The organism is Microbacterium sp. DMC48 (assembly GCF_056313825.1).
Genome location: NZ_JBQUZN010000004.1, coordinates 334,189 through 348,287 on the forward strand (window position 1 = coordinate 334,189; position 14,099 = coordinate 348,287).

Genomic DNA, 14,099 nt, shown 5'->3' on the forward strand with positions numbered 1-14,099 from the left:
AGCCGCATACACGGCGGTCCTCTTCGGTGATTGAGTGCCGATGATGAGGTGGCTGTGAGACGAAAAGGTTTCACCGAAGTGAACGCCGCACGACATCCGGTCCCATCGAACGTGAGATCGAGCTTCCGTGGCGCGGATCGCGGCGGCAAGAGAAGGGGCGGTTAACTCTTTCTCATCCGGCGCAGCCCTGGCGCGTCGCGTGAGGGAGAGGCTAAAGTCCCGCGCGCGGTCGCGCGGGGCCCGCCCTGCAGACGCCGGTAGACTGCACGGGACATGTCACCCCGCGCCCTGAAGCCTCTCGAGCCGTCTGCGACCCCTCCAGAGCTGATCCGCAATTTCTGCATCATCGCCCACATCGACCACGGCAAGTCCACGCTGGCCGACCGCATGCTGCAGATCACCGGTGTGGTCTCGGACCGCGACATGCGTGCGCAGTACCTCGATCGCATGGACATCGAGCGCGAGCGCGGCATCACCATCAAGTCGCAGGCCGTCCGCATGCCCTGGGCCACCGCCGAGGGCACCTTCGCACTGAACATGATCGACACCCCCGGCCACGTGGACTTCACATACGAGGTCTCGCGCTCGCTCGCCGCCTGCGAAGGCGCCATCCTCCTGGTCGACGCCGCGCAGGGAATCGAAGCGCAGACCCTTGCGAACCTCTACCTGGCGCTGGAGAACGACCTCCAGATCATCCCGGTTCTCAACAAGATCGATCTGCCCGCCGCCGATCCCGAGAAGTACGCCGCAGAGCTTGCGAACCTCATCGGCGGCGACCCCGCCGACGTGCTGCGGGTGTCCGGCAAGACGGGCATGGGGGTGGAGGAGCTGCTCGATCGCATCGTCGAGCGCATCCCCGCCCCGGTCGGAGACGCCGCGGCCCCGGCGCGCGCCATGATCTTCGACTCGGTCTACGATGCCTACCGCGGCGTGGTGACGTACGTCCGCATGGTCGACGGCAAGCTCGAGCCGCGCGAGCGCATTCAGATGATGTCCACGCGCGCGACGCACGACCTGCTCGAGATCGGTGTCTCCAGCCCCGAGCCGGTTCCGACCCGGGGCCTCGGCGTCGGCGAAGTGGGCTACCTGATCACCGGCGTGAAGGACGTGCGCCAGTCGAAGGTCGGCGACACGATCACCAACCAGCGCAAGCCCGCGAGCGAAGCACTGGCCGGCTACACCGACCCCAAGCCGATGGTGTTCAGCGGGATCTACCCGATCGACGGCAGCGACTACGCCGACCTGCGTGAGGCGTTGGACAAGTTGAAGCTGTCGGACGCCTCGCTGCAGTACGAGCCGGAGACCTCCGTCGCCCTGGGCTTCGGATTCCGCTGCGGGTTCCTGGGCCTGCTGCACCTGGAGATCATCACGGAGCGCCTGTCGCGCGAGTTCGGCCTCGACCTCATCACCACGGCACCCTCGGTGACGTACGAGGTCACGACCGACACGGGCGAGTCGGTCACGGTCACCAACCCGAGCGAGTACCCCGACGGGCGCGTCGCGAGTGTCTCCGAGCCGGTCGTCAAGGTCGGCATCCTGTTGCCCAAGGATTACGTGGGCACGGTGATGGAGCTCTGCCAGCAGCGCCGCGGAACGCTCCTCGGCATGGAATACCTCAGTGAGGACCGGGTCGAGCTGCGCTACAACATGCCGCTCGGCGAGATCGTCTTCGACTTCTTCGATCAACTGAAGTCGAAGACACAGGGCTACGCGAGCCTCGATTACGAGCCCGCCGGATCCCAGGAGGCCGATCTGGTCAAGGTCGACATCCTGCTGCAGGGTGAGAAGGTCGACGCGTTCAGCTCGATCGTCCACCGCGAGAAGGCGTACGCGTACGGCACTCTGATGACCGAACGCCTCCGCAAGCTCATTCCGCGCCAGCAGTTCGAGGTGCCCATCCAGGCCGCCATCGGCGCACGCATCATCGCGCGCGAGAACATCCGAGCCATCCGCAAGGACGTGCTCGCCAAGTGCTACGGCGGCGACATCACCCGTAAGCGCAAGCTGCTGGAGAAGCAGAAGGAGGGCAAGAAGCGCATGAAGATGGTTGGTCGTGTCGAGGTGCCCCAGGAAGCCTTCATCGCCGCGCTCTCCGGCGATGTCGAGGGCAAGGACAAGAAGTAGGCAGGACGCCCCGGTTAGGCTGGACATCATGCGTCGCGGAAGCTTTCAGGACGACACGGTCGACTATGCCGCCGTCGGCGCCACGCAGGCGCACGACCTCATGAGCTATCCGCCCGAGAACAGCGTTCCGGCGGAGGACTCCTGGCTGCTCGGCAGCGGGAAGGCGCGCTTCGAGTCATCGGCCGACGCGCTGCTGTCGTGGACGGCGCTGCGCGGTGCGGGGCTGGAGATCTCGGACGTGCGTCCGGCTGCCGGCCCGATGTACACGGGAGTCGGCTACGACGTCGACGGCAATCCGACGGTGGCGAGCCGCATGGACGCCGATCAGCGCTTCGACGCCGACGGCACGCCCTACGTCGCGGCGGGAACGACCGTACGGGTGCGGGGACATGTCAAGGGCATGAACGCGGACGGTGAGCTGCGCGTCATCTACGCGATCGAAGAGCCGCGACGCGTGGGGTTTGCACTCGGAACCGTCGGGGACTCCGTCGTCAGTGGCGAGGAATCGTTCGTCGTGACCTGGGCGGACAACGACGAAGTCCGGTTCACGGTGCGCGCTTTCGACCGTCCCGTCGCCACGCTCTACCGCGTCGTTCCGGCTCTGGTGAAGCGTCGCCGGCGCGAGCTCTTCCGCGGGTACCTGCGCGCCCTCTCACCGCTGTACACGACGCCGGCCTGATGGGCTCCGCCCTTCCCCTCGGCGATCCCGCTCCGCTCGACGGCGCGCTGCCGCCGGACATCACGATCGAGGCCGCCCGCGACTTCGGCGTCTACCTGCATGTGCCGTTCTGCCGCGTGCGCTGCGGCTACTGCGACTTCAACACCTACACGGCCACAGAGCTGCGTGGCGCTCGCCAGGACGCGTACGCCGACGAGGTTCTCCGCGAGATCGCGCTCTCCCGCGACGTACTGTCGGCGCGGGGACCGCTGCGCGCGGCATCCACGGTGTTCTTCGGTGGCGGCACACCCACCCTGCTGCCGGCGGGGGATCTGGCCCGGATGCTCGACGGCATACGCTCGGCCTTCGCGCTGACGACCGATGCCGAGGTCACCGTCGAGGCCAATCCCGATACCGTGACCGTCGCGATGGCTCACGAGCTCGCCGAGGCCGGCGTGACCCGCATGTCGATCGGCATGCAGTCGGCCGTGCCGCACGTGCTCGCCGCCCTCGACCGCACCCACGATCCGGCGGCCGTGCAGACGGCGGTCGACGCGGCACGCGCGGCGGGCCTCGACGTGAGCGTCGATCTGATCTACGGTGCACCGGGGGAGTCGCTGGACGACTGGCGCCGCTCGATCGAGGCAGCCGTGGCGCTGCGACCGGATCACATCTCCGCGTACGCGCTCATCATCGAGGAGGGCACCAAGCTCGAGCGCCAGATCCGCCGCGGCGAGGTCTCCGCACCGGATGACGACCTCCAGGCCGACATGTACGAGCTGGCCGACGCGACGTTCGCCGCGAACGGATTCGGCTGGTACGAGGTGTCGAACTGGGCGACGGACACCGCCCACCGCTCTCGCCACAACCTCGCATACTGGCGCGGCACGGACTGGTGGGGCTACGGGCCGGGGGCGCACAGTCATGTCGACGGACTGCGATGGTGGAACGTCAAGCACCCCGCGGCATACGCACAGCGCCTCGCCGCCGGCACCTCTCCTGCGGCTGCTCGCGAGCGCCCGGATGCCGCCGCACGGCGACTCGAGGACGTCCTGCTGCGCTCGCGCATCGCGGAGGGCATCGCGGTGGCCGAGCTGACCGGCGAGGGCCGCCACGCGGTGGCCGCGCTCATCGCCGATGGGCTCATCGAGGGATCATCCGCCGTGCGCGGTCGCGTCGTCCTCACTCGCCGTGGACGTCTGCTGGCGGATGCCGTGGTGCGCGCCCTCACCGCCTGAGCACACGATCGCGGTAATATTGGCACTCGATCACCCTGAGTGCCAATAAGGAGGAGCGATGGTCTCGGAACGCGGCCTGCAGGTCCTCCGCGCGATCGTGCAGGACTACGTCGACACCCACGAGCCCGTCGGCAGCAAGGCGATCGTCGAACGGCACCAGTTCGGCGTGTCCGCCGCGACCATCCGCAACGACATGGCGCTCCTGGAGGACGAGGAGCTCATCGCAGCGCCGCACACATCCTCCGGACGCGTGCCCACCGACAAGGGATATCGCGTGTTCGTCGACCATCTCGCCGAGCTGCGCCCGCTCTCGACGGCGCAGCGTTCGGCGATCTCGTCGTTTCTCACCGACCCGGGCGACCTCGACGAACTCTTGATGCGCACCGTGCGCGCCCTCACACAGCTCACCGGCCAGGTCGCCATCGTGCAGTACCCGTCATTCGCCCGCGCGAACGTCACTCACGTCGAGTTCGTGCACCTGGGCGGAGCACGCGTCGTCGTCATCGTCGTCACCGACACCGGCCGGGTCTCCCAGCGCGTGGCCTTCCTCGCCGAGGAACTCACCGAAGAGGCCGCCCAGCAGGTCAAGACGGCGATCTCGCGGCTGGTCACGGGCAAGCCCGTCGCGGAGGCTGCGGCCGCGATCGTCGAACTCTCGGCGTCAGCCCCCGACGGCACCCGCATCGATGCCGCGCTGCGCACCGTCGCGCGGATCGTCGGCGAGGAACTGGAGGACTTCCGCCAGGACCGGCTCGTGATGGCCGGGAGCGCGACACTCGCGCGGCGCGAGAGCGACTTCCGCGGGAGCATCTACCCGCTGCTGGAGGCCATCGAGGAGCAGGTCACCCTGCTGCGTCTGATGGGCGAGATGGTCGCCGACGACCAGGGACTCGCGGTGAGCATCGGCCGGGAGAACGAGCCCTTCGGGCTCACGGAAGCCTCGGTCCTCACGAGCGAGTACGACGCGACGGGTGCACGCGCGCGCGTCGGCCTCCTCGGCCCCACCCGAATGGACTACCCCACCAACCTCGCGGCGGTCCGCGCCGTCGCGCACTATCTGAGCCGACTGCTCGACGAGGACGACACGTCCCGCTGAGCGATCCGCTCCCGAACACCGACCCGCGCCCGCAAGGGCAGGAAAGGCGATTGTGGCCGACCACTACGAAGTCCTGGGCGTATCCCGCGATGCGAGCCCCGACGAGATCAAGAAGGCGTATCGGCGTCTCGCGCGCGAACTGCACCCCGATGTCAACCCGGGAGCGGACGCGTCCGAGCGCTTCAAGCTCGTGACCCACGCCTACGACGTCCTCAGCGACCCGGAGCAGCGCCAGCGCTACGACATGGGCGGCGACAGCTCGCCCTTCGGCGGAGGCGGCGCGGGTTTCGGCGGCTTCGGCGACATCTTCGAGACCTTCTTCGGCGGCGGCGGAGCGCGCGCCGGCCGGCCGCGCTCGCGCCGTGAGCGCGGCCAGGATGCGCTGGTACGGGTGACCCTCGATCTCGGCGACGTCGTGTTCGGGACCCACCGTGACATCGAGGTCGACACGGCGGTGCTGTGCGAGACGTGCCAGGGATCGTGCTGCCAGCCCGGGACGCAACCGGCGACCTGCGACATCTGCCACGGATCCGGTCAGGTGCAGCGCACCGTGCGCAGCCTCCTCGGCAACGTCGTCACCTCTCAGCCCTGCACCACCTGCCAGGGCTACGGCACCACGATCCCTTACCCGTGCGCGAGCTGCCAGGGCCAGGGCCGCGTCCGCGCGCGGCGGACGGTCTCGGTCGACATCCCCGGGGGCGTCGAGACCGGACTCCGCCTGCAGCTGCCGGGCTCCGGGGAGGTCGGCCCCGCGGGCGGTCCGAACGGCGATCTCTACCTCGAGGTCACCGTCGCCACCCACGAGGTCTTCAGCCGGGAAGGCGATGACCTGCTCGCCACCCTCGAAGTGTCGATGCCCGATGCGATCCTCGGCACGCACACCACGATCTCCTCGCTCGACGGCGACGTCGACCTCGAGGTGCGCTCCGGAGTGCAGTCCGGTGACGTCCTGACGATCAAGGGCCGCGGCATCACGCCCCTGCGCGGCGGCACACGCGGCGACCTTCGGGTCGGCGTGCAGGTCGTCACGCCGACGAAGCTCGACGCCAAGGAGCGCGCACTCATCGAGGACTTCGCCAAGCGGACGAAGGCCCCGGCTCCCCGCCTGGCGCAGTTCCACCAGGGCATGTTCTCGAAGCTGCGCGACCGGTTCCGCGGCTGAGATGGCTCTGCACTTCCTCGTCGACGAGCCGTCGGAGGACGGGCCCGCCGTCGCCGACGCCGCTCCGGGCGACGAGATCATCATCGCCGGTGCCGAGGCTCATCATGCGGCGGTCGTGCGTCGCGTCCGCGTCGGCGAAGAGGTGACGGTGGGCGACGGTGCCGGCGTCTGGCTCACCGGTGTCGTCGCGGCATCCGCACCCAAACGCGTCGCGGTGACGGTGACCGCCCGCACCGTCGCCGCGCCACCCAGCCCGCGCCTCGTGCTCGCTCAGGCGCTTGCGAAAGGCGACCGCGACGAGCTCGCGGTGCAGGCGGCAACCGAGCTCGGCGTCGACGAGATCGTGCCGTGGCAGGGCGCGCGCAGCGTATCGCGCTGGAGCGACGACAAGGCCATCAAGGGCGTCGCACGCTGGCAGAGCATCGTCCGCGAAGCCGCCAAGCAGGCGCACCGCCCATGGGTTCCGCGCGTGTCGGCGCCGGTGTCCGTCGCCGGCCTCGCCGCACGTGCCGCGGACGCGCGCGTTCTCGTGCTGGAGCCCACAGCCGCCACGGCCTTGAGCGCCGTCCCTGTGGCCGACGGCGCGGAGATCGTTCTCGTCGTCGGCCCCGAAGGCGGCATCGCCCCCGACGAACTCGACGCGCTCGCGGATGCCGGAGCCATCGCCGTCCGCCTCGGCAACACGGTGCTGCGCACCTCCACCGCGGGACCGGCTGCCCTCGCCGTGGTCAACGCCCGCCTCGGCCGCTGGTGACGGGCGCTGACTACACTCGGAGTATGAGCGAACCGTCCATCTTCACGCGCATCCTGGAGGGCGAGATCCCGGCCGAGATCCTTGCCGAGACCGAGAACGTGTTCGCGATCCGCGACATCGCACCACAGGCACCGGTGCACCTGCTGGTGATCCCCAAGAGCGCCGCCTACCGCGACGTCGTCGAGCTCGCGGCATCCGACCCGGCTCTCATGAGCGAGATGGTGGGGCTGGCGAACACGCTCGCCGCCGAACACGCCGACGGCGACTTCCGCCTCGTGTTCAACACCGGTCCGGCCGCCGGCCAGAGCGTGTTCCACGTCCACGCGCACGTGCTCGCGGGAGGACTGGACGAGGGGAGCCTCGGTGGCTGATTCCACCGACGACGCGTACGCGACCGCACCCGCCGTCGACCGGATTCTCGCCGACGGCGTGGCGATGGTCCAGCTGCTCGGACCGCAGGACCGGCTGCTGCGGGTCGTGGAGCGCGAACACCCCGACGTGCAGGTGCACGTGCGCGGCAATGAGATCACACTGACCGGCCTTCCCGCCTCCGTCGCCCGCGCCCGCGCTCTGGTCGACGAGCTGATCGCCATGGCCCGCGCAGGTCACGGTCTCGAACCCTCCGACGTGCAGACCTCGAACCGTATTCTCCGCGCCGACTCCGGCGAACGCCCGTCAGAAGTGCTCGGCGAGGCGATCCTCAGCTCGCGCGGGCGCACGATCCGCCCGAAGACGCTCGGTCAGAAGCGGTATGTCGACGCGATCGACGAGAACACGATCGTCTTCGGCATCGGTCCTGCCGGAACCGGAAAGACCTACCTCGCGATGGCGAAGGCCGTTCAGGCCCTGCAGCGCAAGGAAGTCGACCGCATCATTCTGACTCGACCGGCGGTGGAGGCGGGGGAGCGCCTGGGCTTTCTGCCCGGCACCCTGACCGACAAGATCGACCCGTACCTGCGCCCGCTCTACGACGCGCTCAACGAGATGATGGACCCCGAGATCGTCCCCAAGCTCATGGCGTCGGGCACGATCGAGGTCGCTCCGCTGGCGTACATGCGCGGGCGGACGCTCAACAACTCGTTCGTCGTCCTCGACGAGGCCCAGAACACGACGCCGGAGCAGATGAAGATGTTCCTCACGCGTCTGGGCTTCGGCACCCACATGGTCGTGACCGGTGACATCACGCAGGTCGACCTGCCGCAAGGAGCCTCGGGGCTGCGGCTGGTCACCCGCGTGCTGAAGGACATCGACGACATCCACTTCGCGATGCTGACGAGTGAGGACGTGGTGCGCCACAGCCTCGTCGGCCGGATCGTCGACGCGTACAGCGTGTACGACGAGCAGCGTCTCGCCGCGCGGCGAGAGCGCGACGAGGCCGCCGAGTTCGCCAACCGCGCCGAGCGGCGCAGCGGCATCCCGCGCTCCAGCGGACCGAGAGACCACCTGCCGCCCCGGGACAACCGGGGACACCAAGGCCCCCACGGAACACAGCGAGGACGCTCATGACCATCGAGATCACCAATGAGTCCGGCGTCGAGATCGACGAGACCGTGCTGCTGCGTCTGACCGAGAACAACCTCGCCGAGCTGCACGTCAGTCCGGATGCCGATGTCGCGATCCTCCTCGTCGACGAGGGCGCGATGGAGGCCCTGCACGTGCAGTGGATGGACGAACCGGGTCCCACCGATGTGCTCAGCTTCCCTATGGACGAGTTGCGACCGGGAACGCAGGAGCAGCCCACGCCGCCGGGTCTGCTGGGCGACATCGTGCTCTGCCCCCAGGTCGCCGAGACGCAGGCCCAGGCGGCGGGCCACACGACCGTCGACGAGCTGATCCTGCTCACCACGCACGGACTGCTGCACCTCCTGGGCTTCGATCACGCCGAGCCCGAGGAGGAGCGCGAGATGTTCGGTCTGCAGCGCGATCTGATTGCGGCATTCCACGCGTCGGAGCGCCGACGACGCGCATGACAGAGATCCTCCTCCTCATCGCGGCGGCCCTCCTGGTCGCGCTCGGCGGTCTGATGGCGGCGCTGGATGCGGCGCTCGGCGTCACCTCGCGCGCCGACCTCGCCGAGATGGCGACGACAGGACGCAGCGCGGCCGCTCTCGGCCGGATCGGCGCCGATCCCGAAGCGCACGGCAACGCCGTCGTATTCATCAGGATCCTCGCCGAGACGACGGCGGCCGTCGTCGTGACCGTGGCGTTCACGATCGCGTTCGACAGCATCTGGTGGGCCATGCTGGCCGCTGCGGTGCTGATGACCGTGGTGTCGTTCGTCCTGGTCGGGGCGAGCCCTCGCGCCGTGGGCCGCCAGCACGCGCGCGGACTGCTGCGGGCGTGCGCCCCGCTCGTGCGCGGCGCGCGCATCGTCCTCGGCCCCCTCGCGCATCTCCTCGTCATCGTCGGCAACCGGGTGACCCCCGGCATCCATCGCGGAGCGTCGTTCGCCAGCGAGGAGCAGTTGCTGAGCATGGTCGACGAGGCCGCGTCCCAGGACCTCATCGAAGAGGACGACCGCGAGCTCATCCACTCCGTGTTCGAGTTCACCGACACGTACGTGCGCGAGGTGATGGTTCCGCGCACCGACATGGTGACGATGGATGCCGCGGCCACGACGCAGCAGGCGATGCAGCTCTTCCTCGACAAGGGCGTCTCGCGCGTGCCCGTCGCCGACGGCGAGGCCGACGACATCACCGGTGTCGTCTACCTCAAAGACCTCGTGCAGTTCGCGTATCGCGACGAGACCGCATGGCGTGACGCGCCGGTCGCACAGATCGCCCGCCCCGCCGTCTTCGTCCCGGAGTCGATGAAGGCCGAGACGCTCCTGCAGCAGATGAAGCGGGATGCCGTGCACGTCTGTCTCGTCGTCGACGAGTACGGCGGCGTGTCGGGACTCGTGACCCTCGAAGACCTCATCGAGGAGCTCGTCGGCGAGATCTCCGACGAGTACGATGCCCGCTCCAACGAGATCGTCGACCTCGGCGAGGGACGTTTCCGCGTGAGCGCACGACTGGGACTCGACGAGGTCGGGGAGTTGTTCGGCCTGGAGCTGGAGGACGAGGACGTCGACTCGATCGGCGGCCTGCTGGGCAAGCTGCTCGGCCGCGTGCCCCTGCCGGGGGCGACCGCGGAGTACTCCGGGCTGCGGCTGACGGGTGGGGCCTCCCGCGGACGCGGACGAGGCCTGGCCACCGTGTTCGTCGAACCCACCGACAGCCTGCTCGCCGTCGACGCCGCCTTCGGCGACGACAACCGCACCGATCGGGAGGACTCCCACCGATGACCGCCAGCCCGCAGACCCGCTCCGGGTTCGTCACCTTCGTCGGCCGACCCAACGTCGGCAAGTCCACGCTGACGAACGCCCTGGTGGGTGAGAAGGTCGCGATCACCTCCGACAAGCCACAGACGACGCGGCGCGCGATCCGCGGCATCGTCAACCGCCCCGCCGGCCAGCTCGTCATCGTCGACACCCCCGGCATCCACAAGCCGCGCACGCTGCTCGGCCAGCGCCTGAACGACCTCGTCGAGCAGGTCCTCGGCGACGTGGACGCGATCGGCTTCCTCGTGCCGGCCACGGAGAAGGTGGGTCCGGGCGACCGGCGTATCGCGGCATCCCTCGACGGGTACCCCCGCGCGAAGAAGGTCGCCATCGTCACGAAGACCGACATCGCATCGCGCGACGAGATCACCGAACGACTGATGGAGGTCGACAGTCTGCGCGAGGACTGGGATGCCGTCATCCCCCTCTCCGCCGTCGCGAACGAGCAGCTGGACGTGCTCGCCGACGAGCTGCTGACGCTCATGCCCGAAGGACCCGCCCTCTACGAGGACGGTGTCGTCACGGATGAGTCGCTGGAGGACCGCATCGCCGAGATCATCCGCGAGGCGGCGCTGGAAGGCGTTCGAGACGAGCTGCCGCACTCGATCGCCGTCACGATCGACGATATCTCCCGCCGCGACGAGGGCGAGCTGACCGACATCTACGCGAACCTCGTCGTCGAGCGCGACAGCCAGAAGGCCATCATCATCGGACACAAGGGCTCGCGCCTCGCGTCGGTCGGCGCGCGCGCCCGCGCCCAGATCGAACCGCTCGTGGGCACCAAGGTGTTCTTGAAGCTGCACGTGCGCGTCGCCAAGGAATGGCAACGCGATCCGAAGCAACTCGGAAGGCTGGGATTCTGACATGACGCACACGACGGCACGGCAGTGGCGGGCGGTACGGGCCGGTGGGCCCGAGACGTGGGAACTCGCCGAGGTCGAGGTTCCCGCCCCGGCCCCCGGAGAGGTGACGATCCGCGTGCGCGCGGCGGGCATGAACCCCGCCGACGCCAAGCACGTCGCCGCCGAGAACGGGCAGTCCTGGCCTGTGCCGATCGGGTACGAGGTGTCGGGCGAGATCACCGCGATCGGTCTCGATACCGAGATCGGGTCGGGACCCGCGGCCAAAGGTGACGAGGTCGTCGCCTTCCGCGTGCAGGGCGGCTATGCGACGGAGATGACGGTGGATGCCGCGAAGGTGTTCCACAAGCCCGAGCCGCTCAGCCATCCGGAGGCCGCGAATCTGCTGCTGACCGGCACGACCGCCGCGGAGATGCTGCACGTCGTCGCGGCGAAGCCGGGAGAGACGATCCTCCTGCACGGCGCGTCGGGTGCCGTGGGCGTCGCCGTGCTGCAGTTGGCGGCGCTGCGCGGCATCCATGTCATCGGCACGGCGGCCGAAAGCTCGTTCGAGCGCGTGCGGCGCTTCGGCGGCGAGCCCGTCGCCTACGGACCGGGGCTCTTCGAGCGGGCGGTCGCGATCGCCGGTGATGTCCCCATCGTCGCGGCGCTGGATGCTGTCGGGACGGATGAGGCCATCGACGTGTCGCTCGCGCTGGTCGCCGACCGTGCTCGGATCGTGACGATCGTGTCGCCGTCGCGGGCGAAAGCCGACGGATTCCACTGGATCGCCGGGGCACTGCCCGACAGCGCGCGCTTCCGCGACGCGGCGCGGGCAGGCCTGATCGCGGCCGCGAACGCCGGCACTTTGGCCGTCCCGGTGGCACGTACGTTCCCCCTCACCGATGCGCCTGCGGCGCTCGCCCTGTTGGCCGAGGGACACGCCGGGGGAGCCCTGGCACTGGTCCCGTGAGTTTCGTCGAGTTCGACGGACAGGTGTACGCTGTCCCCATGCGCGCGTTCGGCCTCCTTCTTAGCCGCCGCGACGAGACCTCGTTCTAGGGCCCTCCTCGTCGCGGAGCTTGTCATCGTCTGACACTCGGCCCGCACCATCTGACGAAGAGAAGCGAACCCCATGAAGAACATGCAGCAGCCTTCCGGCATGCCGATCCACAAGTACCGCCCGTTCCACGAGCAGATCCGCGTCGACCTGCCCGACCGCACCTGGCCCGATGCCCGCATCACGACGGCTCCGCGCTGGTGCGCCGTCGACCTGCGCGACGGCAATCAGGCCCTCATCGACCCGATGAGCCCCGAGCGCAAGCGCATCATGTTCGAGCTGCTCGTGGGCATGGGCTACAAGGAGATCGAGGTCGGCTTCCCCTCCGCGAGCCAGACCGACTTCGACTTCGTCCGTCAGCTGATCGAAGAGAACCTGATCCCCGACGACGTGACCATCCAGGTGCTGACGCAGGCGCGTGAGCACCTGATCGAGCGCACCTACGAGGCGATCGCCGGAGCGAAGCAGGCGATCGTGCACCTCTACAACTCGACGAGCGTCCTACAGCGCGAGGTCGTCTTCCGCAGCGACAAGCAGGGCATCATCGACATCGCTCTGAACGGGGCACGGCTGTGCCGTGAGTTCGAGAAGCGCATCCCCGAGACCGCCGTGTACTACGAGTACTCGCCCGAGTCCTACACCGGCACCGAGCTGGAGTTCGCCGTCGACATCTGCAACCAGGTGATCGAGATCTTCGAGCCCACTCCTGAGCGCAAGGTCATCATCAACCTGCCGGCAACGGTCGAGATGGCCACGCCCAACGTCTATGCCGACTCGATCGAATGGATGGGCCGTCACCTCGCGCACCGCGAGAACGTCATCATCTCGCTGCACCCCCACAACGACCGCGGGACGGCCATCGCCGCCGCCGAGCTCGGCTACATGGCCGGAGCAGACCGCATCGAGGGCTGCCTGTTCGGAAACGGGGAGCGCACCGGCAACGTCGATCTCGTCGCGTTGGGCATCAACATGCTGACGCAGGGCATCGACCCGCAGATCGACTTCAGCGACATCGACCAGGTCAAGCGCACGGCCGAGTACTGCAATCAGCTGCCCGTCCCCGAGCGCAGCCCCTGGGCCGGCGACCTCGTCTTCACCGCATTCAGCGGCTCGCACCAGGACGCGATCAAGAAGGGGTTCGAGGCCATGGAGGCGCGGGCCGCGGCATCCGGGGTCACCGTCGACGACATCGAGTGGGCGGTGCCGTACCTGCCGATCGACCCGAAGGATCTCGGTCGCTCCTACGAGGCCGTGATCCGCGTCAACTCGCAGTCCGGCAAGGGCGGCGTCGCCTACCTGTTGAAGACGGACCACGCGCTGGATCTGCCTCGCAAGCTCCAGATCGAGTTCTCCGGTGTGGTGCAGGCCAAGACGGATGCCGAAGGCGGCGAAGTCTCCAGCGACCAGATCTGGGCGATCTTCACGGATGAGTATCTGCCTGCGCGTGAGGCGGACGAGAAGTGGGGGCGGTTCGAGTTGCTGTCCACGCGGACGCAGAGCGACATGTCGGGCGAGGTTTCGCTCGAGGTCACCCTCCGCGACGGCGAGGAGACCGTTGCGACACGCGGCGTCGGCAACGGCCCCGTATCGGCTTTCCTGGAAGTCGTGCGTGCGCAGGGCTTCGACATCACGCTCTACGACTACGTCGAGCACACGCTCAGCGCCGGGGGCGACGCGCAGGCCGCGTCGTACGTCGAGCTGCAGGTGGATGGCGAGCGCTTGTGGGGCGTCGGCATCGACGGTGACATCTCGACCGCGTCGCTGAAGGCGATCGTCTCCTGCGTGAACCGCGCCATCCGTACGCGCGAGCGCTCCGGCTCGCTCGCCGCCGTCTGACGCCGCGTTT

The 14,099-nt window shown here is 68.8% G+C and carries 13 protein-coding genes; all 13 read left to right on the plus strand.

From position 1 onward, the window contains the following. Positions 1-273: 273 nt before the first annotated feature. The 13 genes from lepA to leuA all read left to right on the plus strand — a co-directional run bounded on the left by lepA (position 274) and on the right by leuA (position 14,089). Complete coding sequence (gene lepA / locus ACT53O_RS06865; protein WP_135949780.1) at positions 274-2,124, plus strand: translation elongation factor 4; 1,851 nt, start codon at positions 274-276, stop codon at positions 2,122-2,124. Positions 2,125-2,152: 28 nt separating this feature from the next. Further along, on the plus strand, positions 2,153-2,803 hold the full coding sequence (locus tag ACT53O_RS06870) for a DUF1990 family protein (protein ID WP_135949781.1): 651 nt from the start codon (positions 2,153-2,155) through the stop codon (positions 2,801-2,803). After that, positions 2,803-4,020 (plus strand): radical SAM family heme chaperone HemW, encoded by a 1,218-nt coding sequence (gene hemW / locus ACT53O_RS06875; protein ID WP_476151635.1) that lies wholly within the window; start codon positions 2,803-2,805, stop codon positions 4,018-4,020. The genes ACT53O_RS06870 and hemW overlap by 1 nt, the downstream gene beginning before the upstream one ends. A gap of 58 nt (positions 4,021-4,078) precedes the next feature. Next, entirely contained in the window at positions 4,079-5,116 is a 1,038-nt protein-coding gene (gene hrcA / locus ACT53O_RS06880; RefSeq protein ID WP_112931466.1) for a heat-inducible transcriptional repressor HrcA, read from the plus strand. A 52-nt stretch (positions 5,117-5,168) separates the two neighbouring features. After that, a complete protein-coding gene (dnaJ, locus tag ACT53O_RS06885; protein WP_112931467.1) occupies positions 5,169-6,278 on the plus strand; it encodes a molecular chaperone DnaJ in 1,110 nt (369 codons plus the stop codon). 1 nt (position 6,279) lies between these two features. Next, the gene (locus tag ACT53O_RS06890) at positions 6,280-7,032 is read left to right on the plus strand and encodes a 16S rRNA (uracil(1498)-N(3))-methyltransferase (protein ID WP_476151636.1); all 753 of its coding nucleotides are present in this window, start codon (positions 6,280-6,282) and stop codon (positions 7,030-7,032) included. Between the two features lie 23 nt (positions 7,033-7,055). Further along, the gene (locus tag ACT53O_RS06895; protein ID WP_476151637.1) at positions 7,056-7,403 is read left to right on the plus strand and encodes an HIT domain-containing protein; all 348 of its coding nucleotides are present in this window, start codon (positions 7,056-7,058) and stop codon (positions 7,401-7,403) included. Beyond that, positions 7,396-8,538 carry a PhoH family protein gene (locus tag ACT53O_RS06900; RefSeq protein WP_476151638.1) on the plus strand — a complete coding sequence of 381 codons (1,143 nt, stop codon included), beginning with the start codon at positions 7,396-7,398 and terminating at the stop codon, positions 8,536-8,538. The genes ACT53O_RS06895 and ACT53O_RS06900 overlap by 8 nt, the downstream gene beginning before the upstream one ends. Beyond that, positions 8,535-9,002 (plus strand): rRNA maturation RNase YbeY, encoded by a 468-nt coding sequence (gene ybeY, locus ACT53O_RS06905; protein ID WP_036315531.1) that lies wholly within the window; start codon positions 8,535-8,537, stop codon positions 9,000-9,002. Before ACT53O_RS06900 ends, ybeY begins: the two co-directional genes overlap by 4 nt. Further along, a complete protein-coding gene (locus tag ACT53O_RS06910) occupies positions 8,999-10,318 on the plus strand; it encodes a hemolysin family protein (protein WP_112931470.1) in 1,320 nt (439 codons plus the stop codon). Before ybeY ends, ACT53O_RS06910 begins: the two co-directional genes overlap by 4 nt. Then, a complete protein-coding gene (gene era, locus ACT53O_RS06915) occupies positions 10,315-11,217 on the plus strand; it encodes a GTPase Era (protein WP_036315535.1) in 903 nt (300 codons plus the stop codon). Before ACT53O_RS06910 ends, era begins: the two co-directional genes overlap by 4 nt. 1 nt (position 11,218) lies before the next feature. Further along, on the plus strand, positions 11,219-12,166 hold the full coding sequence (locus tag ACT53O_RS06920; RefSeq protein ID WP_036315536.1) for a quinone oxidoreductase family protein: 948 nt from the start codon (positions 11,219-11,221) through the stop codon (positions 12,164-12,166). 162 nt (positions 12,167-12,328) lie between these two features. Further along, positions 12,329-14,089 (plus strand): 2-isopropylmalate synthase, encoded by a 1,761-nt coding sequence (leuA, locus tag ACT53O_RS06925; protein WP_112931472.1) that lies wholly within the window; start codon positions 12,329-12,331, stop codon positions 14,087-14,089. Positions 14,090-14,099 lie beyond the last annotated feature (10 nt).